The sequence below is a fragment of the Zestomonas carbonaria genome (assembly GCF_904061905.1).
In the GTDB taxonomy this organism is placed as follows: Bacteria; Pseudomonadota; Gammaproteobacteria; order Pseudomonadales; family Pseudomonadaceae; genus Aquipseudomonas; species Aquipseudomonas carbonaria.
In genome coordinates, this window is the sequence record NZ_CAJFCI010000077.1 from 41103 (window position 1) to 63924 (window position 22822).

At 66.4% G+C, this 22822-nt stretch carries 26 protein-coding genes; 10 read left to right on the forward strand and 16 right to left on the reverse strand.

All coding sequences use genetic code 11. The features are described 5' to 3' along the window. Window positions 1–245: 245 nt before the first annotated feature. Both PSEWESI4_RS19985 and PSEWESI4_RS19990 read left to right on the forward strand, forming a co-directional pair. Window positions 246–1061, forward strand: coding sequence for a UDP-2,3-diacylglucosamine diphosphatase (locus tag PSEWESI4_RS19985; RefSeq protein ID WP_187672983.1), 816 nt, complete (start codon window positions 246–248; stop codon window positions 1059–1061). Further along, window positions 1058–2092 (forward strand): glycosyltransferase family 4 protein, encoded by a 1035-nt coding sequence (locus PSEWESI4_RS19990; protein ID WP_187672984.1) that lies wholly within the window; start codon window positions 1058–1060, stop codon window positions 2090–2092. Before PSEWESI4_RS19985 ends, PSEWESI4_RS19990 begins: the two co-directional genes overlap by 4 nt. Window positions 2093–2173: 81 nt before the next feature. On the opposite strand, the gene PSEWESI4_RS19995 is transcribed toward PSEWESI4_RS19990, so the two are convergent. The 3 genes from PSEWESI4_RS19995 to PSEWESI4_RS20005 all read right to left on the reverse strand — a co-directional run bounded on the left by PSEWESI4_RS19995 (window position 2174) and on the right by PSEWESI4_RS20005 (window position 4660). After that, window positions 2174–3562 carry an adenylate/guanylate cyclase domain-containing protein gene (locus PSEWESI4_RS19995; RefSeq protein ID WP_187672985.1) on the reverse strand — a complete coding sequence of 463 codons (1389 nt, stop codon included), beginning with the start codon at window positions 3560–3562 and terminating at the stop codon, window positions 2174–2176. 147 nt (window positions 3563–3709) lie between these two features. After that, on the reverse strand, window positions 3710–4291 hold the full coding sequence (locus PSEWESI4_RS20000) for an HD domain-containing protein (protein ID WP_187672986.1): 582 nt from the start codon (window positions 4289–4291) through the stop codon (window positions 3710–3712). Window positions 4292–4342: 51 nt separating this feature from the next. Then, on the reverse strand, window positions 4343–4660 hold the full coding sequence (locus tag PSEWESI4_RS20005; RefSeq protein WP_187672987.1) for an Mpo1-like protein: 318 nt from the start codon (window positions 4658–4660) through the stop codon (window positions 4343–4345). A gap of 124 nt (window positions 4661–4784) precedes the next feature. On the opposite strand from PSEWESI4_RS20005, the gene PSEWESI4_RS20010 reads away from it, so the two are divergent. Beyond that, the gene (locus PSEWESI4_RS20010) at window positions 4785–5786 is read left to right on the forward strand and encodes an AraC family transcriptional regulator (RefSeq protein ID WP_187672988.1); all 1002 of its coding nucleotides are present in this window, start codon (window positions 4785–4787) and stop codon (window positions 5784–5786) included. 195 nt (window positions 5787–5981) lie between these two features. Here the strand turns inward: PSEWESI4_RS20010 and PSEWESI4_RS20015 are convergent, their stop codons facing one another. After that, window positions 5982–7436, reverse strand: a complete 1455-nt coding sequence (locus PSEWESI4_RS20015; RefSeq protein WP_187672989.1) for a TrkH family potassium uptake protein — start codon at window positions 7434–7436, stop codon at window positions 5982–5984. Between the two features lie 141 nt (window positions 7437–7577). Between PSEWESI4_RS20015 and PSEWESI4_RS20020 the strand changes: the two genes are divergently transcribed. Next, entirely contained in the window at window positions 7578–8132 is a 555-nt protein-coding gene (locus PSEWESI4_RS20020) for an NAD(P)H nitroreductase (protein WP_187672990.1), read from the forward strand. A 326-nt stretch (window positions 8133–8458) separates the two neighbouring features. Here PSEWESI4_RS20020 and PSEWESI4_RS20025 read toward each other — a convergent pair whose 3' ends face one another. The 6 genes from PSEWESI4_RS20025 to PSEWESI4_RS20050 all read right to left on the reverse strand — a co-directional run bounded on the left by PSEWESI4_RS20025 (window position 8459) and on the right by PSEWESI4_RS20050 (window position 12592). Continuing rightward, the gene (locus PSEWESI4_RS20025; protein ID WP_187672991.1) at window positions 8459–9763 is read right to left on the reverse strand and encodes a sensor histidine kinase; all 1305 of its coding nucleotides are present in this window, start codon (window positions 9761–9763) and stop codon (window positions 8459–8461) included. A gap of 67 nt (window positions 9764–9830) precedes the next feature. Next, the gene (locus PSEWESI4_RS20030) at window positions 9831–10241 is read right to left on the reverse strand and encodes a Spy/CpxP family protein refolding chaperone (protein ID WP_187672992.1); all 411 of its coding nucleotides are present in this window, start codon (window positions 10239–10241) and stop codon (window positions 9831–9833) included. Between the two features lie 285 nt (window positions 10242–10526). Then, window positions 10527–11204, reverse strand: a complete 678-nt coding sequence (locus PSEWESI4_RS20035; RefSeq protein ID WP_187672993.1) for a response regulator transcription factor — start codon at window positions 11202–11204, stop codon at window positions 10527–10529. A 7-nt stretch (window positions 11205–11211) separates the two neighbouring features. After that, window positions 11212–11616, reverse strand: coding sequence for a hypothetical protein (locus PSEWESI4_RS20040; RefSeq protein WP_187672994.1), 405 nt, complete (start codon window positions 11614–11616; stop codon window positions 11212–11214). 69 nt (window positions 11617–11685) lie between these two features. Beyond that, window positions 11686–11985, reverse strand: a complete 300-nt coding sequence (locus tag PSEWESI4_RS20045; protein ID WP_187672995.1) for a YciI family protein — start codon at window positions 11983–11985, stop codon at window positions 11686–11688. Between the two features lies 1 nt (window position 11986). After that, window positions 11987–12592 carry a septation protein A gene (locus PSEWESI4_RS20050; RefSeq protein ID WP_187672996.1) on the reverse strand — a complete coding sequence of 202 codons (606 nt, stop codon included), beginning with the start codon at window positions 12590–12592 and terminating at the stop codon, window positions 11987–11989. A 64-nt stretch (window positions 12593–12656) separates the two neighbouring features. On the opposite strand from PSEWESI4_RS20050, the gene PSEWESI4_RS20055 reads away from it, so the two are divergent. Both PSEWESI4_RS20055 and PSEWESI4_RS20060 read left to right on the forward strand, forming a co-directional pair. Continuing rightward, window positions 12657–13523, forward strand: coding sequence for a PHP domain-containing protein (locus tag PSEWESI4_RS20055; RefSeq protein WP_187672997.1), 867 nt, complete (start codon window positions 12657–12659; stop codon window positions 13521–13523). Window positions 13524–13536: 13 nt separating this feature from the next. Continuing rightward, the gene (locus PSEWESI4_RS20060) at window positions 13537–14166 is read left to right on the forward strand and encodes an L-threonylcarbamoyladenylate synthase (RefSeq protein ID WP_187672998.1); all 630 of its coding nucleotides are present in this window, start codon (window positions 13537–13539) and stop codon (window positions 14164–14166) included. A 19-nt stretch (window positions 14167–14185) separates the two neighbouring features. On the opposite strand, the gene PSEWESI4_RS20065 is transcribed toward PSEWESI4_RS20060, so the two are convergent. Beyond that, window positions 14186–14533: a PA2779 family protein gene (locus PSEWESI4_RS20065; protein ID WP_187672999.1), complete on the reverse strand. Its 348-nt coding sequence runs from the start codon at window positions 14531–14533 to the stop codon at window positions 14186–14188. Between the two features lie 167 nt (window positions 14534–14700). Between PSEWESI4_RS20065 and PSEWESI4_RS20070 the strand changes: the two genes are divergently transcribed. The 4 genes from PSEWESI4_RS20070 (at window position 14701) to rluB (ending at window position 17881) form a co-directional block, all read left to right on the forward strand. Further along, window positions 14701–15528 carry a segregation and condensation protein A gene (locus PSEWESI4_RS20070; protein ID WP_456243225.1) on the forward strand — a complete coding sequence of 276 codons (828 nt, stop codon included), beginning with the start codon at window positions 14701–14703 and terminating at the stop codon, window positions 15526–15528. After that, complete coding sequence (scpB, locus tag PSEWESI4_RS20075; RefSeq protein ID WP_187673000.1) at window positions 15528–16316, forward strand: SMC-Scp complex subunit ScpB; 789 nt, start codon at window positions 15528–15530, stop codon at window positions 16314–16316. Before PSEWESI4_RS20070 ends, scpB begins: the two co-directional genes overlap by 1 nt. A gap of 80 nt (window positions 16317–16396) precedes the next feature. Continuing rightward, window positions 16397–16582 carry a DUF1289 domain-containing protein gene (locus PSEWESI4_RS20080; protein WP_187673001.1) on the forward strand — a complete coding sequence of 62 codons (186 nt, stop codon included), beginning with the start codon at window positions 16397–16399 and terminating at the stop codon, window positions 16580–16582. Between the two features lie 87 nt (window positions 16583–16669). After that, entirely contained in the window at window positions 16670–17881 is a 1212-nt protein-coding gene (gene rluB / locus PSEWESI4_RS20085) for a 23S rRNA pseudouridine(2605) synthase RluB (protein ID WP_187673002.1), read from the forward strand. 63 nt (window positions 17882–17944) lie between these two features. Here the strand turns inward: rluB and PSEWESI4_RS20090 are convergent, their stop codons facing one another. The 5 genes from PSEWESI4_RS20090 to PSEWESI4_RS20110 all read right to left on the reverse strand — a co-directional run bounded on the left by PSEWESI4_RS20090 (window position 17945) and on the right by PSEWESI4_RS20110 (window position 22753). Next, a complete protein-coding gene (locus PSEWESI4_RS20090) occupies window positions 17945–18871 on the reverse strand; it encodes a GGDEF domain-containing protein (protein ID WP_187673003.1) in 927 nt (308 codons plus the stop codon). 257 nt (window positions 18872–19128) lie between these two features. Further along, window positions 19129–19869, reverse strand: a complete 741-nt coding sequence (locus PSEWESI4_RS20095) for a YciK family oxidoreductase (RefSeq protein ID WP_187673004.1) — start codon at window positions 19867–19869, stop codon at window positions 19129–19131. Between the two features lie 159 nt (window positions 19870–20028). Continuing rightward, entirely contained in the window at window positions 20029–20700 is a 672-nt protein-coding gene (mupP, locus tag PSEWESI4_RS20100) for an N-acetylmuramic acid 6-phosphate phosphatase MupP (protein ID WP_187673005.1), read from the reverse strand. After that, window positions 20700–21398 (reverse strand): bifunctional 2-polyprenyl-6-hydroxyphenol methylase/3-demethylubiquinol 3-O-methyltransferase UbiG, encoded by a 699-nt coding sequence (gene ubiG, locus PSEWESI4_RS20105; protein WP_187673006.1) that lies wholly within the window; start codon window positions 21396–21398, stop codon window positions 20700–20702. The genes mupP and ubiG overlap by 1 nt, the downstream gene beginning before the upstream one ends. A gap of 23 nt (window positions 21399–21421) precedes the next feature. Further along, the gene (locus PSEWESI4_RS20110; RefSeq protein ID WP_187673007.1) at window positions 21422–22753 is read right to left on the reverse strand and encodes a TRZ/ATZ family hydrolase; all 1332 of its coding nucleotides are present in this window, start codon (window positions 22751–22753) and stop codon (window positions 21422–21424) included. Window positions 22754–22822: the final 69 nt, after the last annotated feature.

A 22822-nucleotide genomic window follows, 5' to 3' on the forward strand; every position in this document is an offset into this window, starting at 1 on the left:
AAGCGTGGAAAACAGCGCTGGAAGGCCGGAGGCTGAACGACAAGCGCCCCGAGCTGCGAGGGAAACGGGCGTTTCTCGTCCAGCTTTACAGCCTCCGGCGCTTTTATCGAATGGCTGTCGCGCAATAACGCCACTGGGGTAAGCCAATGGAACGGACGGTCCATTGTCATGGGACTGTCGCCTCCCGGTCATGGTCGTTTCACCACGTAACGGCAAGCTCGGCGAAAACCGCCGGAGACCGCCCCATGACCAGCGCCGAATTCGTCAAACCCGGCCGCAAGCAGCGCGTCCGCACCTTGTGGATTTCCGATCTGCACCTGGGGACGCGGGACTGCCAGGCCGAGCACCTGGCGGCCTTCCTCAAGCGCTACCAGACCGACCGCATCTACCTGGTCGGCGACATCATCGACGGCTGGCGGCTGCGCAGCGGCATCTTCTGGCCGCAGGCCCACACCAACGTGATCCGCCGCCTGCTGACCATGAGCAAGCGCGGCACCCAGGTGATCTACGTCACCGGTAACCACGACGAGTTCCTGCGCGGCTATTCGAGCCTGCTGCTCGGCAACATCCAACTGGTCGACGAGGCCGTGCACCACACAGCCGACGGCCGCCGGCTGCTGGTGATCCATGGCGACCAGTTCGACGTGATCACCCGCTACCACAAGTGGCTGGCGTTCCTCGGCGACTCGGCCTACGAACTGACCCTGACCCTCAACCGCTGGCTGAACCACTGGCGGCGGCGCTGGGGCTATGGCTACTGGTCGCTGTCGGCCTACCTCAAGCATCGGGTCAAGACGGCGGTGAACTTCATCAGCGACTTCGAGGAAGCGATCGCCCACGAGTGCGTCAAGCGCGGGCTCGACGGCGTGGTCTGCGGGCACATCCACCATGCCGAGATTCGTCGTGTCGGCGAGGTGGAATACCTCAACTGCGGCGATTGGGTGGAGTCCTGCACGGCGCTGATCGAGCACCTCGACGGCACTATCGAGCTGTACCGGCTGGCGGAGGACCAGGCGCAGCGGGAAAGCCGCGAGGCGGTCTCGCTCGAGTCGGCGGCATGAGGATACTGATCGTCAGCGATGCCTGGCTGCCGCAGGTCAATGGCGTGGTGACCAGCCTGCAGGCGCTGGTCGGCGAGTTGCGCGAACTCGGTCATCAGGTCGAGGTGCTGGAGCCGCGGGCGTTCCGTAGCTGGCCTTGTCCGACCTATCCGGAAATCCCCCTGGCCTGGAATCTCTGGCGGGTCGGCAGGGCGATCCGCACGTTCCGTCCGGATTGCGTGCACCTGGCCACCGAGGGTCCGCTCGGCTGGGCGGCGCGGCGCTGGCTGGTCCGGCGCGGGCTGGCGTTCTCCAGCGCGATCCACACGCGCTTCCCCGAATACCTGCACGGGCGCTGGCCCTGGTTGCCGCTGAGCTGGGGCTATGCCTACCTGCGGGCCTTTCACCGGCCGAGCCAGGCGGTGCTGCTGAGCACCCAGCGGCTGTGCGACGAGTTCTCCGCCTGGGGCATGGGCAATCTGCGCGTGTGGCGCAAGGGCGTCGACTCGTACCTGTTCCGGCCGCGCCCGCGTACCGGCGTGGAAAGGCCGGTGTTCCTCTACGTGGGGCGGATCGCGCCGGAAAAGAACCTGGAAGCCTTCCTCGACCTCGATCTGCCCGGCACCAAGCGGGTGATCGGCGACGGGCCGTCGCGCGCCGAGTTGCAGGCGCGCTATCCGCTGGTGGAATTCCTCGGCTATCGGCATGGCGAGGCGCTGGCCGAGGCCTATGCGGCGGCCAGCGTGCTGGTGTTTCCGTCGCGCACCGACACCTATGGACTGGTGATGCTCGAAGCGCTGGCCTGCGGCACGCCGGTGGCGGCCCTGCCGGTGCCGGGGCCCCTGGACGTGCTGACTCCGGGTGTCACCGGCGTGCTGGACGAGGATCTGCGGCGGGCCTGCCTGCAGGCGTTGGCGCTGGATCGCAAGCGCTGCGCCGAACTGGCCGCGCAGCGTTCCTGGCGCGCTTCGGCAGTGGAGTTCCTGGCCTGCCAGCCATTGCTGGACGGCGCGCCGGCCGCCGGCACGCTACCGCTCATACAGACGCCATGAACGCTTTTGTAGGGTGCGCCGCGCGCACCAACCAGGTCCCCGCACGATGGTCCCCGGCAACCGCCTGACGCTTCGGCAGGTTCAGAGGATGATCTTGTCCCGCAGCTTCTCGGCCGCCTGGTTGAGGGCCTGGATGACCCGTTCCTTGTCGTAGTTCTGCACGCCGTTGGTGTCCAGGTACATGGAGAAGCCCGGCAACTCGTGCTCGACGTAGCTGGAGGTGGCGCCCAGGTCGCGGCGGAAGTCCACCACGTGGTAGATCTGCACCGGGCGTGTGAAGCCCTTGACGGTGATCTGGCCCTTGTCGCGGCACATGATCACGTCCTTCACCAGCGAATAGGTCTCGTGGGAAATGAGGATTTCGCCGGCTTCGGAAGCGCTTTCCAGGCGGCTGGCGAGGTTCACTTCGCGGCCGATGATGGTGTAGTCCATGCGTGTGTCGGCGCCGAAGTTGCCCACCGTGCAGTAGCCGGTGTTGATCCCCATGCGGATCTCCAGCGGCTTGGTGATGCCCTGGGCGCGCCACTGCTGGCGCAGCACCTTCATGTGCTTGCGCATGGCGATGGCCATGGACACGGCGTTCACCGCGTCCTTCTTGGCACCCTGGCTGGTGGGGTCGCCGAAGAACACCATGACGCTGTCGCCGACGAACTTGTCGATGGTGCCGCCGTGCTTGAGGGCGATCTTCGACATTTCGTTCAGGTAGTTGTTGAGCAGGTCGGTCAGCGCCTCGGCTTCCAGCTCCTCGGACAGCTCGGTGAAGCCCTTGATGTCGGAGAAGAACACCGAGAGCTTCTTGCGTTGGGTTTCCAGGCGCACGTGCTTCTTGCCGCTGAAGATCATTTCCCAGACCTGCGGGGACAGGTACTTGGCCAGGTTGCGCGCCAGCCGCGCGGCCTTTTCCTGTTCCTGCTTGATCTCGATGCGCGCCTGGGCCAGGTGCTGGCCCTGCTGGCGCATGTAGTAGGCGGTGATGGCGATGCACAGGGTGCTGAACAGGATGCACACCGAGGACACCAGCGGCGGGGCGCTGGCCTTGATCTCGGGATGCAGGAGGCTGCCGAGCAGCAGCGTGGTGCTGGTGGCGGTCAGCAGTGAAACGCCGAGGTAGCGCAGGCCGCCGCTGAGCAGAGCGGCGAAGCTGAGTAGCATCAGCAGCATCAGGCTGGGCACCACCGAGAAGCCTATCAGCACGACACAGGCGCCGACATGCAGGGCGTCGACGAACAGCAGGCCAATGCGTACCTGGTGAGGGTAGTCGCGGCGGAAGTGCAGCCCGATCTGGTGGGCCAGGTGCGGATAGAGCAGGGCGTAGGGCACCAGCCAGAGGATGTCGTAGCCGAAGAACTGCGAGTAGGTACCGGCCGCGATGGTCGCCGCCACGGTCAGGTACGCCAGTACGCGCGAGTAATACACGCGCAACGACGAGGAGGGCAAACCGCTGGACGGTGTGGCGCTGGCTGGCTTCATCGGGATTGGCTGATCCTTGTGGGCGGCGCTTCTGCGAACGCCTGGCCGGCCCGTCAAGAAAATGGGCCAAAATTTTGACTGCCGGGGATCATAACCAGCCAGCGCCCGGTCGCCAAGTGGCCTGACCGGACGCCGCGATGCGCTTGCCTACATCTGTTCCATCGCCGCCTTGTACAGCGAGTTCTTCGGCTGGGCGAACACGCGCCGCAACATCGGCTCGAAGAACTCCAGCGGCAGGCTCTCGTAGTCCGGATCGAAGGCCGCGGCGTCGTATCGGGCGCAGAACTCGACGGTGCGCAGGTACTGCGGATGGTCCTTGAATTGCTCGCGCAGGCGCCTGTCCATGCCCAGGTGATGGAAGAAGTAGTAGCCCTGGAAGATGCCGTGCTTCTCCACCATCCAGTGGTTCTCCGCGCTGACGAAAGGCTTGAGGATGGCGGCGGCGATGTCCGGGTGGTTGTACGAGCCCAGGGTGTCGCCGATGTCGTGGAGCAGGGCGCAGATCACGTACTCCTCGTCGCGGCCATCGCGGTGGGCGCGGGTGGCGGTCTGCAGCGAGTGGGTCAGGCGATCGACCGGGAAACCGCCGAAGTCGCCGTCGAGCAGTTTCAGGTGGGTGAGGATGCGGTCCGGCAGGTGCTTGGCATAGGCGGCGAAGTCCTGGGCGATGATGGCCCAGTCCTCGGCGCTGCCGTCCTCCATGTGGGTGAATCGGGCGCGAGCGTTCATCAGGAATCCTCTTGTTTTTGTTTTTTGGTTCCCCGCGTTCGCGGGGAACCACTAGAACCGTATGCGGCCCGTGAAGGCATCCTTCAGCATCACCCAGTCGCCCATCAGCGAATACAGCGGGTACTTGAAGGTGGCCGGCTTGTTCTTCTCGAACACGAAGTGCCCGACCCAGGCGAAGCCGTAGCCGGCGAAGGGCATCGCCAGCAGCCACAACCACTGCTGGGTGACCAGCGCGTAGGCGAGGATGGCCAGCACCAGCAGGCTGCCGGCGTAATGCAGGCGGCGGCAGGTGGAGTTGCTGTGTTCCTGCAGGTAATACGGATAGAAATCGGCAAAGCTCTGGAAGCGTTCGGCGGTTTGCGTGCCCATGGCACACCTCCTGTCGTTCTTATGAAGTCCTATCAGTCTAGATTCGCTGGCTTGCCGGGCCAGTGACATTGCGTGCCACTCTTGTATCCTTGCCGCCGCTGCTTCTCCTCGATAAAAAGGCGCCATGAGCGAACGTACGACTTCTTCCAGTTGGGCCATCGGGATCGTCAACGCCCTGGAAATGGGTGGTGTCGACTGCCGTACGCTGTTCTCCGAACTGGGGCTGGACTATGCCGCGCTGGGGGATGCCGACGCCCGTTTTCCGCAGGACGGCATGACCCGCCTGTGGGAGCGCGCGGTGCAGCTTTCCGGCAATCCGGCGATCGGCCTGAACATGGCCAGCGTGGTGCGTCCGGCGTCCTTCCACGTGGTCGGTTACGCGGCGATGTCCAGCCGCAACCTGAAGGAGGGCTTCGCCCGCCTGGTGCGCTACCAGCGGATCATCGCCGAGGGCGCCGATCTCAGTTTCCGTCCGGTGGACGACGGCTACGGGCTGATCCTGGCGATCCACGGCGACCGCCTGGCGCCGGCGCGGCAGAGCGCCGAAGCGTCGCTGGCCTATACCCTGGCCTTCTGCCGCTGGATGACCGGCAGGCCCTTGCAGCCGCGCGAGGTTCGTTTCCAGGGGGAGCCACCGGCCGACCTGGCGCCTTACCGGCAGGTGTTCCAGGCACCGTTGCGTTTCAACGCCGAGCACTATGCGCTGATCTTCGAACGCGCCGACCTGGAGCTGCCGCTGCCCAGCGCCAACGAGTCGCTGGCGCAACTCCACGACCGTTTCGCCGGCGAGTACCTGGCGCGTTTCTCCGGCAGCCGGGTGACCCACCAGGTGCGCCAGGTGCTCTGCCGCCTGCTGCCCCAGGGCGAACCCAAGCGCGATGCGGTGGCGCAGTCCCTGCACCTGTCGCAGCGCACCCTGCAACGGCGTCTGCAGGAGGAGGGCACCAGCTTCCAGCACCTGCTCGACGACACGCGCCGCGAACTGGCGATCCAGTACCTCGCCCAGCCGAACCTGACCCTGCTGGAGATTTCCTACCTGCTGGGCTTCGCCGATCCGAGCAATTTCTTCCGCGCCTTCCGCCGCTGGTTCGACACCACGCCGGGGGAATACCGCGCCAAGCTGTAGCTCGATGCTCCCCGTAGGGTGGGCTTCAACCCACCATCGAGCAAGGTTCGAGCACTTTCCGGTGGGCTGAAGCCCAGCCTACGAATCCGTTCATTGGGTTCCCGCGTTAGCGGCGGCCCGCGTAGGGGAACGACGGTCGGGCGTTGACGTTTCGTCCCCTGTCATCCCCGCGAATGCGGGGACCGAGTCGAAACCTCAGTGCCGCCAGAAGGTCGGGATGAACAGCACCAGCACGGTGATGATTTCCAGGCGGCCGATCAGCATGCCCAGGCACAGCAGCCACTTGGCGGCATTCGGCAGGTCGGCGTAGTTGCCGGCCGGGCCGATCATCTCGCCGAGGCCGGGGCCGACGCCGGACACCGTGGCGGCTGCGCCGGTCAGCGCGGTCATCCAGTCCAGGCCGAGCAGCGACAGGCCCAGGGCGATGGTGGCGATGGTGACGGTGAAGAAGAACGAGAAGGCCAGGATCGAGCGGACGATATCCTCGTCCAGGCGATGGCCGTTGTACTTCTGGCTGATCACCGCGCGGGGGTGGATCAGTTGCTGCAGGTTGGCCTTGAGCAGGATCCACGCCACCTGGAAGCGGAAGATCTTGATGCCGCCGGCGGTCGAGCCGGAGCAGCCGCCGATGAAGCCCAGGTAGAAGAAGATCATCAGCGAGAAGTTGCCCCACAGGCTGTAGTCGCCGAGGGCGAAGCCGGTGGTGGTGACCACCGAGGTGACGTTGACCGCCACGTGGCGCAGGGCGTCCAGCCAGGACAGGTTGGTATTCAGCCAGTACCAGACGCTCATCGCCAGGCTGGTCACCAGCAGCAGGCCGAACAGGCCCTGCACCTGGGCATCGCGGATCAGCGCCTTGCGATTGCCGCGCAGCGTCGCCACGTAGAGCACGAAGGGCAGGCTGCCGAGGATCATCACCACCACCGCGACCCAGTGCACCGCCGGCTGCTGCCACTTGGCCAGCGACTGGTCGGAAGTCGAGAAGCCGCCGGTGGAGATCGCCGACATGGCGTGGTTGATGGCATCGAACAGGTTCATCCCGGCCAGCCAGAAGGCCAGGGTGGCGAGCAGGCTGATGCCGACGTAGCTGGCGATGATGTACTTGGCGACCATGTGCGAGCGCGGCATGACCTTTTCCGAGCGGTCCGACGACTCGGTCTGGAACAGCCGCATGCCGCCGATGCGCAGCATCGGCAGGATCGCCACCGCCATGCCGATGAAGCCGATGCCGCCCAGCCAGTGCAGCATCGAGCGCCAGATCAGCACGCCCGGCGACATGCTGTCCAGGCCGTTGAGCACGGTGGCGCCGGTGGCGGTGATGCCCGACATGCTCTCGAAGAACGAGTCCGTATAGCTCATGTGCCGGGCGAACAGGAACGGCAACGCGGCGAATATGCACACCGCCACCCAACTGCTGACGGTCAGCATGTACATGTCGCGCGGGCGCAGGTGGACGTGCTCCGGACGGCCGGGCAGGACCAGCGCCAGGCCGGCAACGAAGGTGATCAGGCTCGACCAGAGGAAGGTGTTGATCTCGCTGGCGCGGTGGAAGGCCAGCAGGGTGACCATCGGCACGATCATGCTGACGGCGAGGGTGATCAGGAAGATGCCGATGATGAAACCGATGATGCGCAGCGTCGGCAGGGACATGAAGTCGTGGCTCTAGGGCGGATGGCCGCCATTCTAGCCGCGCCGGTGGGCCAGGCAAGCGGCATCGGCCGCTTTCCGTTGGCCTCCCGGAGGGAGCGAGTCGGCTATCATGGCTGCTTCGTTCGTTTCAGGAGGTGGCCGATGGAGGCACTCGACGTTCTGCTCAACCGCGTATCCCTGGCCCGCTTGCAGGCCCCGGCCCCTTCGGCCGAGCAGCGCGAGATCCTCTTCCGCGCCGCCTTGCGGGCCCCGGACCACGGCTACATGCGGCCCTGGCGCTTCCTCTGCGTCGAAGGAGAAGGGCGGGAGCGGCTTGGCGAACTGTTCGCCTCGGCGCTGCTGAACAAGAACCCCGAGGCGGCCCCGGAAGCCCAGGCCAAGGCCCGCGCCATGCCGCTGCGCGCCCCCTTGCTGGTGGTGGTGATCGCCCGGGTACAGGCCAATCCCAAGGTGCCGGAGATCGAGCAACTGCTGTCCGCCGGCTGCGCGGCACACGGCATCCTGCTCGCCGCCCATGCCCAAGGACTCGGCGCCATCTGGCGCACGGGCGAGATGGCCCACGACCGCTTCGTCGCCGATGGACTGGGCCTGGAGGCGAACGAACAGATCGTCGGCTTCCTCTACCTGGGTAGTGTCGAAGGCGAACGGCGCAGCCCACCGGAGCTGAAGACGGCGGATTTCGTCAGCAACTGGTGAGGCCGCGAAAAGGCGGCTTTTGTAGGAGCGCGCCATGCGCGCGATTCGCGGCGACGCAAAAGCTTCGCGAGCAGGGAACCAGGTGTCCCCCTCGCTCCTACATGATGTTTATTGACGTCATGCTCATTGGATTACTCGCTTCGCTCGCCCTTCGGGCCGCCCTGAAGGCCGTTCGGTGCAAGCACCGTCCCGCGTTAGCGGCGGCCCGCGTAGGGGAATGACAGTCTGGCGTTGGGGTTTCGTCCCCCATCATCCCCGCGAACGCGGGGACCCAGTAAATAGCATTGCCGCTAATCGCGCGCTCCTGCAGAAAGGCCTCCTGCCTCCTAGACCGGCAATTCCACCCGGGCGACGAAGCCCCCTTCGGGATGGTTGCCCAGCAGCAGCTTGCCGCCGTGCCGTTCGATGGCGCGGCGGGCGATGGCCAGGCCGAGGCCGTGTCCGGGCGTGGTCTGTTGCGGGGCGCGGAAGAAGGGTTCGCCGAGCTGGGGCAGGTGCTCGGCCGCCACTCCGGGGCCGTGATCGCGAATGCGGATGGAGAGCCAGCCGGCTTCCTTGCCGACCTCGATGTCCACCGGCTGGCCTTCCGGGCTGAAGCGCAGGGCGTTGCGCAGCAGGTTGTCCAGGGCGCTACTGAGCATGTCCGGCCAGCCCTGCAATTCCATGCCTTCGCCCCCGACGATGCGGATTTCCTGCTGCGGCGCGATCAGCCGGGCGTCCTCGCGCAATTGTTCGAGCAGTGGGCGCAGGGCGATCGGCTGGCGGGCGCCGGGCTCGGCGTCCAGGCGGGCGAGGGCCAGGATCTCGGCGATCAGCGCCTCCAGGCGGTCGCACTCCTGGCCGAGGCGCGGCCACAGCACTTCGCGCTCCCTGGGCGAGGCCCGTTCGGCCAGCGCCAGGGCGACGCGCAGGCGGGCCAGGGGAGAGCGCAGTTCGTGGGAGACGTCGCGCAGCAATTGGCGCTGGCTGCCGATCAGGTCCTGCAAGCGCTGGCCCATGCGGTTGAAGTCGCTGGCCAGCACGCCCAGTTCGTCGCGCCGGCGGGACAGTTGTTCCAGGCTGTTCTGCTGGTAGGCGGTGCGGCCGAGGTCGTGCACGGCGCGGCGCAGGCGGTCCAGCGGACGGGTGATGGACAGGGTCAGCAGCAGGCTGAAGACGGTCAGCACCACCAGGGCGATGACCAGGGCGGCGAACGGCCAGAGCAGGCTGCTGCGGTGCCAGGCAGCCAGCTCCGGGTAGGGGATCCGGTAGATGAACAGGTAGGACTCGCCGTCCGGGCCGTTGTATTCGGCGGTCAGCCGGCGCCAGGGCAGGCGCTCCTGGTGGCGGGCCTCGAACGCAGCGGCACGTGGCGGGAAGGTGCCGCGCACCAGCGGTTCGCCGCTGTCGTCAAGCACCTGGGTGTCGACGCGGAAACGACGCTTGTGTTGTTCCAGCATCTGTTGCGCCGCCTTGGGGCCTTGTTGCCGGTAGGTCGCGACCCACTTGTCCGGCAGCTCCTTGATTGCCGGATGGCGGGCGATGATCCAGGCGTCCTGGTTCAGTGCATGGCCGAACAGCAGCGATAGCCCGGCGACCAGGGCGATGGCCAGCCAGAAGCTGGCGAAGATGCGCCAGAACAGTGAACGCACGGCGGCTCCTTGGATATGACGAAGCCCGCCAGGCCGGAGCCTGGCGGGCGGTGGTTATGGAACGGGGTTACTGGGCCTTGGCCTTTTCGGCCTTCCAGGCTTCGAACTCGGCGCGTTCGGCGCGTTTCTCGGCCATTTTCTTCTGGTGCTCGTCGAAGCGCTTCTGCTGTTCCGGGCTCAGCAGGGCGCGGATGTCCTTCTGGGTCTTGTCCCGGTTGGCCTGGAGTTCGTTCTCCAGGGCTTTCTTTTCGTTGGCGGGCAGCTTGTCGAGGTAGCGCTGGGTGATCTCGCGATGGCTCTTCATCTGCTCGCCCATCAGTTTGCCGATCTCGCGGCGCTGCTCCTTGCTCAGGTCCAGGTCGCGGTAGACGCGCGGGCCGTGGTCGCCACCATGGTGGCCGGGGTGCCCGAACGGGGCGGCCAGGGCGATGGCCGGCAGGGTGGCGGCGAAGAGGGCAGCGATAAGGGTCTTGCGCATGGGTATCTCCTTGTCTCGATTCCGGCCGGTTGCCGGATGAGCCCAGTCTAGGGAGGGCAAGGTCAAGCGCGGTCAGGCATGGGTAAAGGTAGGGTAAAGATACGTTGGGCTTGAGGTTAGGTTCTGGTCCCGCCCCTCACCCTAACCCTCTCCCGGAGGGAGAGGGGACTGTTCGGAGTACAGCCATGCCTCGGAGTCCAAAGCTCCCTCTCCCCCTGGGAGAGGGCTGGGGTGAGGGACGGAGGTTGGCGCAAACGAGAAAACCCCATAGCGAGTAGCGACAGGCTACGGCGCGTAGTAATACCCCCGGCTACGCAATGCCAGAATACGCGGCCGACCATCCGGGTGCGGGCCGATCTTCTTGCGCAGGTTGCTGACGTGCATGTCCAGGCTGCGGTCGTAGAGGGTCAGCTTGCGACCCAGTGCCAGTTGCGCCAGTTCCTGCTTGTCCAGCGGCTCGCCGGGCTGGCGCAGCAGCGCTTCGAGGATGCGTCCCTCGGACAGGGTGAGCAGCACTTCATGGTCGCCGATATTGGCCACGCCGCGCGCCGGGCTGAAGCACAGGTCGCCCACCTCCAACTGGCCGGAGGCCGTCGGCGGCTGGCTGCGGCGCAGCACGGCGCGCAGGCGGGCGGTCAGCTCGCGTGGGTCGCAGGGCTTGGCCAGATAGTCGTCGGCGCCGAGTTCCAGGCCGATGATGCGGTCCAGCGGTTCGCCGCGCGCGGACAACATCAGCACCGGCAGTTCCGGGTGTTCGTTGCGCAACTGCTTGAGCAGTTCCAGTCCGCTGCCGTCGGGCAACATCACGTCGAGGACCACCGCCGCCGGCGGGTTGGCCGCCAGTTCGGCGCGGGCCGAGGCGCCTTCGTGGCAGGCGCGGACGTGGAATCCTTCCTGGGTCAGCCAGGCGACCAGCAGCTCGCACAGCTCGCGGTCGTCGTCGATCAGCAGCAGGTCACTCATGGTCGCTTCAATTCAGCCATTCCCGGCGAGCCTTGCGGCGGCCACGCAACAGGGAACCGAACAGCACGCCGAGCAGGGCCACACCGCCACCGGCGGCGAACCACTGTTGCTGCTCGTCGAGCCATTGCGGCTGTTGCTCGGCCAGGGCCTTGTTGAGTTGCAGTTTCAACCGCTGGTTTTCCTGGCGCAGGCGTGTCAGCAGCGCGCCGTCGCGCTCGCCGCCATCGCTCAGGTTCTGCAACTGGTCGGCCAGTTCGGTGCGCAGGCGCTCGCTTTCCGCCAGGCGCTGCTCCAGGGCGGCGAGCTGCGTGTCGGTGGAGGCCGGGGCGGTGGGCGCCACGGCTTCCTCGGCCATCAGGGACGGAGCGATCAACAGGGTAGCGAACAACAGGGACAACGGACCTTGACGCATTGGAACTCCTATTTCCTGCAGGTTGTCATCGACTCTCGCAATGGGGGGAACGCTCCGTGAGCGTGCTCGTCAGGGCAGCACTTTCTTGAACGGCTTGACCACGACCTCGCCGTAGACGCCAGCGGCGCGGTAGGGATCGGCCTCGGCCCAGCGCTGGGCGGCCTCCAGCGACTCGAACTCGGCCACGACCAGGCTGCCGGTGAAGCCGGCGGCGCCCGGGTCGTTGCTGTCCACTGCCGGGTGCGGGCCAGCCAGGACCAGGCGGCCTTCTTCCTTCAGTTGCTCGAGGCGGGCGAGGTGCGCCGGGCGGGCGGCGAGGCGGTTTTCCAGGGAGTTGGCGACATCGGTGGCAATGATGGCGTAAAGCATGTCAGTCCTTCTTGTTGGCGGTGGGAACGGCTTCTGCGTCGCCGTCGTGGATATGGCGGGCCAGGAAGATACCCTGGCCGATCAGGAACAGCAGGGTCATGCCCAGGCTGCCGAACACCTTGAAGTCGACCCAGATGCTCTCGAAGGTGAAGGCGACGAACAGGTTGGCCGCGCCGCTGACCAGGAAGAACACGATCCAGGCGATGTTCAGGCGTACCCAGACCGGCTGCGGCAACTGGATGGCGTGGCCCATCATCCGCTGGATCAGCGGCTTGTCGCCGATGAAATGGGTGGCGGCGAAACCGAGGGCGAACAGCCAGCTCACCACGGGGGCCTTCCACTTGAGGAAGGTTTCGTTGTGGAACAGCAGGGTCAGGCTGCCGAATGCCAGGCAGGCGACCAGGGTCAGCCACTGGCCCTTGTCGAGCCTGCGCTGGACCAGGAGCATGCCGCCGTAGACCAGCACCGAGCTGAGGATCAGTACGGCGGTGGCACTGAATATGCCGCCGAAGGGCAGGCTGTGGCCGGCCAGTTCGATGGTGCGAGGATCGATTTTGTAGACGATGAAGAACAGGATGAGAGGAATGAAATCGATGAATTGTTTCACAGTGGCAGCCAGGTACGGGATGTGCCGGCATAATAACAAACAACCCTGATCGGAATACTGTCCCATGTCCGTCGATCTGCACTGTCACAGCACCGCCTCGGACGGCGCCCTGGCGCCCGCCGCGGTGGTCGCGCGCGCCCATGAACGCGGTGTGCGCCTGCTGGCGCTGACCGACCACGATACCGTCGAGGGGCTGGACGAGGCGCACGCCGCAGCCAAGGCGCTGGACATGCGCCTGGTCAACGGCGTGGAGCTGTCCTGCACCTGGGGCGGGGCGACCATCCATGTGCTTGGCTATGCCTTCGCCGCCGACGCGCCGGCCCTGCGCCGGGCGCTGGCCGACCTGCACGACGGCCGCTGGCAGCGCGCCGAGGAGATCGGCCGGCGGCTGGAGGCCAAGGGCATGCCCGGCGCCTTCTTCGGCGCGCGGGCGATCCAGCGGGAACTGGGCGACAGCGGCAACGCGCCGGCACGTCCGCATTTCGCCGAGTTCCTGGTACGCGCCGGGCACGTACGCGACCGCGCCGAGGCGTTCCGTAAATGGCTGGGCGCTGGAAAACTGGGCGATGTGAAGCAACATTGGCCGACGCTCGAGCAGACGGTTGCTACGCTGAAAGAGGCGGGCGCCTGGATCAGTCTGGCGCACGCCTGGCATTACGATTTCACCCGCAGCAAGCGGCGCAGGCTGGTCGCTGATTTCGTCGCCGCGGGTGGTCACGCGCTGGAGGTGGTCAACGGTATGCAGCCGGCCGAGCAGGTCGGCAGCCTGGCGATTCTGGCGCGGGAATTCGGTCTGCTGGCGAGTGCCGGCAGTGACTTCCATGCGCCGGGAGACTGGTCTGAGCTGGGCATGTACCGCCCCTTGCCGGATGATCTGCCGCCGCTCTGGACGCGCTTCGATCATGGCTACCGCACTTTTGCTGCACGCTGAACAGGGAGTCAACGTGAGTCAATTCTTCCAGGTCCACCCGGAAAATCCCCAGGCGCGCCTGATCAAGCAGGCTGTCGAAATCGTCAGGGCCGGTGGCGTGATCGTCTACCCGACCGACTCGTCCTACGCGATAGGCTGCCGGATCGGCGAAAAGAACGCCGTAGAGCGCATCCGCCGCCTGCGCCGGCTGGACGACAAGCACAATTTCACCCTCGTGTGCCGCGACCTCTCGCAACTGGGCGTGTTCGCCAAGGTCGACACCGTCGCCTTCCGCCTGCTCAGGGCCTACACCCCGGGGCCCTACACCTTCATCCTCAATGCCACCCGCGAAGTGCCGCGCATGCTGCTGCACCCCAAGCGGCGCACCATCGGCCTGCGCGTGCCCGAACACCCGATTGCCCAGGCGCTGCTCGCCGAACTGGACGAGCCGCTGATCAGCAGCAGCCTGATCCTGCCCGGCGAGCAACTGCCGATGAGCGATCCCTACGAAATGCGCCAGGTGCTGGAGCACCACGTCGACCTGATCATCGACGGCGGCTTTGGCGGGCTGGAGGCCTCGACGGTGATCGGCCTGGTCGATGACGAGGTCGAGGTGATCCGCGTCGGTTGCGGGGACCCGGCGCCCTTCACCGAGCTGGCGTAGGGCGCGGAGCATTCCATCCCTAGAGGATCAGCACCACCAGGATGGCGACCAGCAGGATGATGATCACGTCCGTGCCGCTGAGTGCGCCACCGGCCGGCAGTGTGTCGATGCGCTGTGCCAGGCTGGCGACTTCCTGGGCAGTCAAGGCATCGACACGGCTCCTGGCCAGCGCCGCATCCACACCCAGCACCTTCATCTGTTCTTCCACGCTGGCGCGGCCAAGGAATTCGCGGACCTTGTCGCGATCGGCCTGTTCCTGCTGGCTGGCCACCACCTCGCCGGTGGAGATCATCGCGGCCTGCGCTGGCACCTGGGCCAGGCTGGCCATTAGCAGCAATGCGCTGAATATCGTCATCAGGGCTTTCATCGGGCTCTCCCTCGGGTCCCTGGGGACTCGATCTGCCGATCAGGTATGCTCCGAGCTGCGGCGGCAGCACTGCACTCACTCGATATAGAATGCCGAGGCGGCTCTCATTGGCTTCGACCCGCCCGGCGAATGACCGGTTCCTCCCAACAGCGGCGCATGAGGACTCCATGCACGACAGCACCCCCGAAGACGCTTCCGCCGGCCAGCCCGGTGCCCAGCAGGAGCTGCCGTTCGCCCTGGTCTACGGCCAGGCGGTCACCGAGCTGCCGCTCGACCTGTACATCCCGCCGGATGCCCTGGAAGTGTTCCTCGAGGCCTTCGAGGGGCCGCTCGACCTGCTGCTCTACCTGATCCGCAAGCAGAACATCGACATCCTCGACATCCCGGTGGCGGAGATCACCCGCCAGTACATGGGCTACGTCGAGCTGATGAAGTCGGTACGCCTGGAGCTGGCCGCCGAGTACCTGGTGATGGCCGCCATGCTCGCCGAGATCAAGTCGCGCATGCTGCTGCCGCGCTCGGCGGAAGCCGGGGAGGAAGAGGAGGACCCGCGCGCCGAGCTGATCCGCCGCTTGCAGGAATACGAACGCTACAAGCAGGCCGCCGAGGATCTCGACGAACTGCCGAGGGTTGGCCGCGACATCGTGGTGCCGCGCCTGGATGCCCCGGAGGCGCGGGCGCGCAAGCTGCTGCCGCAGGTCAGCCTGGAGGAGTTGCTGGTGTCGATGGCCGAAGTACTGCGCCGCGCCGACATGTTCGAGAGCCATCACGTGACCCGCGAGGCGCTGTCGACCCGCGAGCGCATGAGCGAGGTGCTGGAGCGCCTCAAGGGCGGCGGTTTCGTGCCGTTCGTCGAACTGTTCCGCGCCGAGGAAGGCCGGCTCGGCGTGGTGGTGACCTTCATGGCGGTGCTCGAACTGATCAAGGAATCCCTCGCCGAGCTGGTGCAGAATGAACCTTTCGCCGCCATCCACGTGCGGGCAAGGGTGGAATGATGAACCTGACCGATCCCAAGGAACTGGCCTCGCTGCTCGAGGCGATCCTTCTCGCTGCCGGCAAGCCGTTGTCGCTGGAGCGCCTCTGCGAGCTGTTCGAGGACGGCGAGCGGCCCGAGCCAGCGCTGTTCCGCGAGGCCCTGGCGGTGCTCGCCAAGTCCTGCGAGGGGCGTGGCTTCGAGCTCAAGGAAGTCGCCTCCGGCTATCGCCTGCAGGTGCGCGAGCGCTTCGCGCCTTGGGTGGGCCGCCTGTGGGAGGAGCGCCCGCAGCGCTATTCCCGGGCGATGCTGGAGACCCTGGCGCTGATCGCCTATCGCCAGCCGATCACCCGTGGCGAGATCGAGGACATCCGTGGCGTCGCGGTCAACAGCCAGATTGTCAAGACCTTGCAGGAGCGCGAGTGGATTCGCGTGGTCGGCTACCGCGACGTGCCCGGCAAGCCGGCGATGTTCGCCACCACCCGCGCCTTCCTCGACCATTTCAACCTCAGGAGCCTCGATGAGCTGCCGCCACTGGCCATCCTGCGCGAGCTGGAGCCCGAGCCAGAACTGGCGCTCGACGAGGAGGCGCCGGTGCCCGAGGCATTGCAGGCGCGCGCCGACCTGGCCGCTGCCGAGGACGAGGCGGCGCAGCGCGGTGAGACCAGCTTCGGCAGCCTGCTGGCCGAGCTGGACGCCATGGAGCAAGGCCTGAAGACCGATTTCGACGACCTGCTCCAGGAAGGCGACGACGACGTCGAGGCGAACCCGCAGGACGAGGCCCTGGGCACCGACGGCCCGCTGCATTGAAGGGATTGAGACTTTCAATCCCGGCCCGGCCCGTTCCCGTCCTATGCTGGCGGCGCCTTTCACCGTGACAGGTTGCCGCCATGAGCAAGAACCCCTGCATCAAGGTCTGCGAGTTCGAGCAGGATGTCTGCGTCGGCTGCGGCCGCAGCCGGCAGGAGATCAAGGGCTGGAAGAAACTCGGCAAGGCCGAGCGCCTGACCCTGCTGGCCGAGGCCGACCTGCGCCTGCTGGCGCTGGAAGCCACCGGCCGGCGCAAGCGCCGCTGAGCGGTCTATAGTCAGCCGTGCGCGACGCCGGCGATCCGCGTATGATGCGCGCCCCTTCACCACACAGTTACACCGGGAGGTGCCCAGATGAGTGAATCCGAATCCAGACCTGGCGGCGAAAAGTTGCAGAAAGTCCTGGCCCGCATCGGCCTGGCGTCGCGTCGCGATGCCGAGGCGTGGATCAGCGAAGGCCGGGTCAAGGTCAACGGCGTGGTGGCCACGCTCGGCCAGCGCGTGGACCTGCACGACGCCATTTCCGTCGACGGTCGCCTGCTCAAGCGCGAAGAGGTCAGCGAAACCGTGCGCCGCGTGCTGATCTACAACAAGCCGGACGGCGAGATCTGCACCCGCGACGATCCCGAAGGCCGGCCAACCGTGTTCGACCGCCTGCCGAAGCTGCGCGAAGGCCGCTGGATCAACATCGGCCGCCTGGACATCAACACCACTGGCCTGCTGCTGTTCACCACCGACGGTGAACTGGCCAACCGCCTGATGCACCCGTCCTACCAGATGGACCGCGAATATGCGGTGCGAGTGCGTGGCGAGGTCGACGAAGACATGCTCGAGCGCCTGAAGAACGGCGTGATGCTCGAGGATGGCCCGGCGCGCTTCACCGACATCAAGGAAGCGCCCGGCGGCGAAGGTCTCAACCACTGGTACCACTGCGTGGTGATGGAAGGCCGCAACCGTGAGGTGCGCCGCCTGTGGGAGTCCCAGGGTGTGGTGGTCAGCCGCCTCAAGCGCGTGCGTTTCGGCCCGGTGTTCCTGACCTCCGACTTGACCATGGGCCGCTGGCGCGAGATGGGGCAGTCAGAGGTCGACATCCTCAGCGAGGAAGTCGGTCTCAAGCCCGTTCTGCTGCCGGCGATGAAGGAAAAGACCCGCGACAAGCTCGAACGCCTGCAACGCAAGTCGGCCAAGCCGGTCGGTCGTGCCTCCCGCCAGGAGCGCGTGCTGCGTCCGGCGCATGGTTCCGGTTCCCGTCCGGACGGTGAGCGCCCGGCACGGGCTCCGCGCGATGGCGAGCGTCCGGCCCGCAAGCCGCGCGAGGGTGGTGCCGAGCGACCGGTGCGTCAGCCGCGTGGCGACGCTCCCGAGCGGGCGCCGCGTCCGGCAGGCAAGCGCGGCGGTACGCCGGCGGCCGAGCGACCGGGCGATGCCGCCAAGAAGCGTCCTGGCGGCCGTCCGGCAACCGAGCTGGCCGATCGCCCTGCCCGCAAACCGGCACCCGCCAAGCGCCGTCCCCCGGCCGGCGAGGGCCAGCGTCCGGGCTTCGGGCGTGGGCGCAAGCCGGAATAAATGAAAAAGGGACTCTGCGGAGTCCCTTTTTGCTGTTTCCCCCGGGGCCGAGCCCGGCCCGCGTCAGCCCGCCATCGTCAGGCGGTTGCGCCCCTCGCGCTTGGCGACATACAGCGCGTTGTCGGCGCGCCGCAGCAGGCTGTCGGCCGACTCGCCCGGTAGCAGGGTGGCGCAGCCGAGGCTGATGGACAGTTCGAGCGGCTGATCCTGAACCGCGCATTGCAGGTTCAGCACCGAATGGCGCAGGCGCTCACCGATCATTCCGGCGGCTTCGCGGTTGGTGTTGGAGAGCAGGATGAGAAACTCCTCGCCGCCGAAACGGAACACCATGTCGACATTGCGCAGTTGGCCTTTCAGGGTGGCGGCCACCGCCTTGAGCACGTCGTCGCCCACGCCGTGGCCATGGCTGTCGTTGATCCGCTTGAAGTGGTCGATGTCCAGCATCAGCAGCGATAGCGGTTGCAGGTTGCGCCGGGCCAGGTCGACCTCGCGTTGCAGCGCCTGGTCCATGGCGATGCGGTTGCCGGTGCCGGTCAGCGGGTCGCGTAGCGCGCTCTGCAGCGCGGAGCGGTAGAGCAGGGCGTTGCGCAGCGGGAACAGCAGGCAGACCAGCAGCGACTCCAGTTGGCCCAGCTCATCATCGGTGAAGCGCTGGTTGCGGCGGAAGATCAGCTCGCCGAGGTAGTCGCCATCATGGTTGAGGTGGTAGCTGGCCGAATGGGTGGCCCGTTCGCCTAGCTCCAGGCGCAGGTCGCTGGCCGGCTGCTGGTAGGCCAGGGCGCCCAGCGGGATGATGCGCTGCACTTCCTGGAAGAACACGTCGAGGATGCGCTCCAGCTCCAGGCTGGTCTGCAGTTGCAGGTTCAGTTGCTGGCGCAGTTGGTTGAGGCTGAGCGGGTGCAGGTTGGGTGTGCGCTTGGCGGAGAAGCCCAGGCGTTGCAGCTTGGCGGCATCGAAGTCGATGGTGTTGGACTTGCTCGGGGGCAGCATGATCTCTGAGAACCTCTGACGCGAAACGCGACGATACGGGGGTTTGAGCGAATTTCATGCCATTTGTTTCATTTTTATAAAAACTTGTTATTTATCAATTGATTACGTTTTTAGGATGGCCCCGATCGAGCAGCTCTTGCTGGTAACACCGATGAGTGATGGCAAATTGCTGTCGGTTGAGGTGCGGAGGCTGTCGGTTTTCTGGCGGTAATTTTGACTGGGTCTCCGCGAACGCGGGAATCCAGTGAACGACAAGACTACTGGGCGTCGAAGGCCTGGCCGTTGACGCCGCGGCTGTCGGGGCCCATCAGGTAGAGATAGACCGGCATGATCGCCTCGGGCAGCGGGTTGTTCTCCGGATTCTCGGCGGGGTAGGCCTGGGCGCGCATGGCGGTGCGGGTGGCGCCCGGGTTGACGCTGTTGGCGCGCACCGTGCTGATGCCATCCAGTTCGTCGGCGAGGGTCTGCATCAGGCCTTCGGTGGCGAACTTGGAAACCCCGTAGGCGCCCCAGTAGGCGCGGCCCTTGCGGCCGACGCTGCTGGAGGTGAACACCACCGAGGCGTCTTCCGACAGTTTGAGCAGCGGCAGCAGGGTGCTGGTCAGCATGAACATGGCGTTGACGTTGATGTGCATGACGCGCATGAAGTTGTCGCCGGAGAGTTGTTCCAGCGGCGTGCGCGGGCCGACGATGGAGGCGTTGTGCAACAGGCCGTCGAGGCGGCCGAAGTTGCTTTCGACGGTCGCCGCCAGTTCGTCGTACTGGTGCGGAAGCGCGGTCTCCAGGTTGAAGGGAATGACCACCGGCTGCGGATGGCCGGCCGCTTCGATCTCGTCGTAGACCTGGTTGAGGTTTTCCTCGCTCTTGCCCAGCAGCAGTACGGTGGCACCATGGGCGGCGAATGCCTTGGCCGCCGCCGCGCCGATGCCGCGTCCGGCGCCGGTGACCAGGATCACTCGGTCCTTGAGCAGGTCGGGGCGGGCGGAATAATCGAACATGGAAGGTCTCCTTTGGAGAGCTGCAAGCCTCAAGCGGCAGGCTTCAAGTTAAAGCGAAAAGATTTCCCGGCGCCGTACTGTCCCGCAGGCTGGCTTGCAGCTTTCTGCATCCACCGGCGTACTGGTGGAAAACGCTTCGCGGTTTTCCACCCTACGGGTTCAGCAACTGCACAGCGCCTGGTCGAGCACCGCGCGCAGTTCCAGCGGGTGATCGACGATGACGTCGGCGCCCCAGTGGCTGGCGTGGTCGTCCGGGTGGATGTAGCCCCAGGTGACCGCCGCGGTGCGCATGCCGGCGGCCTGGCCGGCCTGGATGTCGCGCTGGTCGTCGCCGATGAACAGTACGCTGGCCGGGTCGAGCTCCATCTGCTGGCAGGCCAGCAGGAGCATTTCCGGGTCGGGCTTGCTGTTGGTCACATGGTCCGGGCAGACCAGCACCGCCGAGCGCTCGGCGAGCCCCAGTTGGCGCATGATCGGCTCGGCGTAGCACACCGGCTTGTTGGTCGCCACGCCCCAGGCGAGCCTCGCCCGCTCGATGTCCTGGAGCAGTTCGGGGATGCCGTCGAACGGCCGGGTCAGTACCGCGCAGTGGCTCTGGTAGCGCTCGAGGAATTCCAGGCGCAGCGGCTCGAAGGCCGGGTCCTGCGGATCGAGGGCGAAGGCGGTGGCGACCATCGCCCGGGCGCCGCCGGACACCACGTCGCGGATGGTCTTCTCGGGCAGTGGTGGCAGGCCACGGTCGGCGCGCATGGCCTGGGTGATGGCGATGAAGTCCGGCGCGCTGTCGAGGAGCGTGCCGTCCATGTCGAAAAGTACTGCTCTCAGGCGCATCACTCCTCCTTGAGCGTATGGATCATGTAGTTGACGTCGACGTCCGTGGCCAGCTTGTAGTGCTTGGTCAGCGGGTTGTAGGTCAGGCCGATGATGTCCTTGACCTGCAGGCCGGCGTCGCGGCACCAGGCGCCCAGCTCGGAGGGGCGGATGAACTTCTTGAAGTCGTGGGTGCCGCGCGGCAGCAGGCGCATCAGGTACTCGGCGCCGACGATGGCGAACAGGTAGGACTTGGGATTGCGGTTGATGGTCGAGAAGAACACCTGGCCGCCGGGCTTGACCAGGCGCTGGCAGGCTTCGATCACCGAGGCCGGGTCGGGGACGTGTTCGAGCATCTCCAGGCAGGTGACCACGTCGAACTGGCCGGGCATTTCGTCGGCCAGGGCTTCGGCGGTGATCTGCCGGTATTCCACCTGCACGCCGGATTCCAGTTGATGCAGTTGGGCCACGGCCAGCGGCGCCTCGCCCATGTCGATGCCGGTCACGGTGGCGCCGCGCTGGGCCATGGCCTCGCTGAGGATGCCGCCGCCGCAGCCGACGTCGAGCACTTTCTTGCCGGCCAGGCCGGAGCGCTCGTCGATCCAGTTGACGCGTAGCGGGTTGATGTCGTGCAGTGGCTTGAACTCGCTCTCGCGGTCCCACCAGCGGTGGGCGAGGGCCTCGAACTTGGCGATTTCGGCGTGATCGACGTTGCTCATGACAACTCCTGTAAAGCGGGAATTCAGTGGGCCTTGCCGGCGATGCGTTCGCCCCAGGCGCGCGCGGTAACCAGGATGCGCTGCTCGTCCAGGCGGGTCAGGTGGCCATCGTCGAGCAGTTGCTTGCCGCCGACCCAGAGGTGCTGCACGCAGTCGCGGCCGCTGGCGTAGATCAGTTGCGACACCGGGTCGTAGACCGGCTGCTGGGCCAGGCGCGAAAGATCGAAAGCGACCATGTCGGCGGACTTGCCCAGTTCCAGGGAGCCGGTCTGTTCGTCCAGGCCGAGGGCGCGGGCGCCGTTGAGGGTGGCCATGCGCAGTGCGCGGTGGGCGTCCAGGGCGGTCGCCGAGCCGGCCACGGCCTTGGCCAGCAGCGCGGCGGTGCGGGTTTCGCCGAGCAGGTCCAGGTCGTTGTTGCTGGCCGCGCCGTCGGTGCCGACCGCTACGTTGACGCCGGCGTTCCACAAGCGTTCCACCGGGCAGAAGCCGCTGGCCAGCTTGAGGTTGGATTCGGGGCAGTGGATCACGCTGCTGTTGCTTTCCACCAGCAGCGCCAGGTCTTCGTCGTCCACCTGGGTCATGTGCACGGCCTGGAAGCGCGGGCCGAGCAGGCCGAGGCGGGAGAGCCGGGCCATCGGCCGCACGCCGTGCAGTTCGAGGCTCTGCTGGACCTCGAAGGCGGTCTCCTGCACGTGCATGTGGATGCCGGCGTCCAGTTCTTCGGCCAGCATGCGCACGTTCTCCAGCTTGTCGTCGCTCACCGAGTAGGGAGCGTGGGGGCCGAAGGCCACCTTGATGCGCGGGTGCAGCTTGAGGTCGTCGAACAGCTTGAGGCCCTTGCGCAGGGCTTCGCCGGCATCGCGTGCGCCGGGGGTGGGGAAATCCAGCACCGGGATGCACATCTGCGCGCGAATGCCGCTCTTGTGCACCAGTTCGCTGGCGATTTCCGGGAAGAAGTACATGTCCGAGAAGCAGGTGATGCCGCTCTTGAGCTGTTCGGCGATGGCCAGTTCGGTGCCGTCGCGGACGAACTCCTCGTCGACCCAGCGGGCTTCGGCCGGCCAGATGTGATCCTGCAGCCAGGTCATCAGCGGCAGGTCGTCGGCGAGGCCGCGGAACAGGCTCATCGCCGCGTGGCCGTGGGCGTTGATCAGGCCCGGGGCCAGCAGGCAGCCGGTCAGCTCGCGGATTTCCTTGGCGGCATGCAGCATGGCCTCCTCGCGCGGGGCGAGCAGCACGATGCGGCCGTCGCGCACGCCCAGCGCGTGGTCCCTCCAGACCACCCCGGCCGGCTCGACGGGTACCAGCCAGGTCGGCAGCAGCAGCAGGTCGAGGGGGGCGGACAGGTCGGACATAAATCGGCTTCCAGTGCGGTATCTCGGCGAATGCGGCAGTATACCCGAGCGTCCCGGCCGGAGGCTCGC

Excerpts from the sequence above, each read along its gene's own strand:
- mupP (WP_187673005.1), bottom strand. The coding sequence starts at position 20,700 with ATGCGCCTGAGAGCAGTACTTTTCGACATGGACGGCACGCTCCTCGAC.
- scpB (WP_187673000.1), top strand. The coding sequence starts at position 15,528 with ATGAACCTGACCGATCCCAAGGAACTGGCCTCGCTGCTCGAGGCGATC.
- PSEWESI4_RS20095 (WP_187673004.1), bottom strand. The coding sequence starts at position 19,869 with ATGTTCGATTATTCCGCCCGCCCCGACCTGCTCAAGGACCGAGTGATC.
- PSEWESI4_RS20035 (WP_187672993.1), bottom strand. The coding sequence starts at position 11,204 with ATGAGTGACCTGCTGCTGATCGACGACGACCGCGAGCTGTGCGAGCTG.
- PSEWESI4_RS19985 (WP_187672983.1), top strand. The coding sequence starts at position 246 with ATGACCAGCGCCGAATTCGTCAAACCCGGCCGCAAGCAGCGCGTCCGC.
- PSEWESI4_RS20080 (WP_187673001.1), top strand. The coding sequence starts at position 16,397 with ATGAGCAAGAACCCCTGCATCAAGGTCTGCGAGTTCGAGCAGGATGTC.
- PSEWESI4_RS20045 (WP_187672995.1), bottom strand. The coding sequence starts at position 11,985 with ATGCTTTACGCCATCATTGCCACCGATGTCGCCAACTCCCTGGAAAAC.
- ubiG (WP_187673006.1), bottom strand. The coding sequence starts at position 21,398 with ATGAGCAACGTCGATCACGCCGAAATCGCCAAGTTCGAGGCCCTCGCC.
- rluB (WP_187673002.1), top strand. The coding sequence starts at position 16,670 with ATGAGTGAATCCGAATCCAGACCTGGCGGCGAAAAGTTGCAGAAAGTC.
- PSEWESI4_RS20010 (WP_187672988.1), top strand. The coding sequence starts at position 4,785 with ATGAGCGAACGTACGACTTCTTCCAGTTGGGCCATCGGGATCGTCAAC.
- PSEWESI4_RS20015 (WP_187672989.1), bottom strand. The coding sequence starts at position 7,436 with ATGTCCCTGCCGACGCTGCGCATCATCGGTTTCATCATCGGCATCTTC.
- PSEWESI4_RS20030 (WP_187672992.1), bottom strand. The coding sequence starts at position 10,241 with ATGCGCAAGACCCTTATCGCTGCCCTCTTCGCCGCCACCCTGCCGGCC.
- PSEWESI4_RS20055 (WP_187672997.1), top strand. The coding sequence starts at position 12,657 with ATGTCCGTCGATCTGCACTGTCACAGCACCGCCTCGGACGGCGCCCTG.
- PSEWESI4_RS20090 (WP_187673003.1), bottom strand. The coding sequence starts at position 18,871 with ATGCTGCCCCCGAGCAAGTCCAACACCATCGACTTCGATGCCGCCAAG.
- PSEWESI4_RS20040 (WP_187672994.1), bottom strand. The coding sequence starts at position 11,616 with ATGCGTCAAGGTCCGTTGTCCCTGTTGTTCGCTACCCTGTTGATCGCT.
- PSEWESI4_RS20000 (WP_187672986.1), bottom strand. The coding sequence starts at position 4,291 with ATGAACGCTCGCGCCCGATTCACCCACATGGAGGACGGCAGCGCCGAG.
- PSEWESI4_RS20020 (WP_187672990.1), top strand. The coding sequence starts at position 7,578 with ATGGAGGCACTCGACGTTCTGCTCAACCGCGTATCCCTGGCCCGCTTG.
- PSEWESI4_RS20005 (WP_187672987.1), bottom strand. The coding sequence starts at position 4,660 with ATGGGCACGCAAACCGCCGAACGCTTCCAGAGCTTTGCCGATTTCTAT.
- PSEWESI4_RS19995 (WP_187672985.1), bottom strand. The coding sequence starts at position 3,562 with ATGAAGCCAGCCAGCGCCACACCGTCCAGCGGTTTGCCCTCCTCGTCG.
- PSEWESI4_RS20110 (WP_187673007.1), bottom strand. The coding sequence starts at position 22,753 with ATGTCCGACCTGTCCGCCCCCCTCGACCTGCTGCTGCTGCCGACCTGG.
- PSEWESI4_RS20070 (WP_456243225.1), top strand. The coding sequence starts at position 14,701 with ATGCACGACAGCACCCCCGAAGACGCTTCCGCCGGCCAGCCCGGTGCC.
- PSEWESI4_RS19990 (WP_187672984.1), top strand. The coding sequence starts at position 1,058 with ATGAGGATACTGATCGTCAGCGATGCCTGGCTGCCGCAGGTCAATGGC.
- PSEWESI4_RS20065 (WP_187672999.1), bottom strand. The coding sequence starts at position 14,533 with ATGAAAGCCCTGATGACGATATTCAGCGCATTGCTGCTAATGGCCAGC.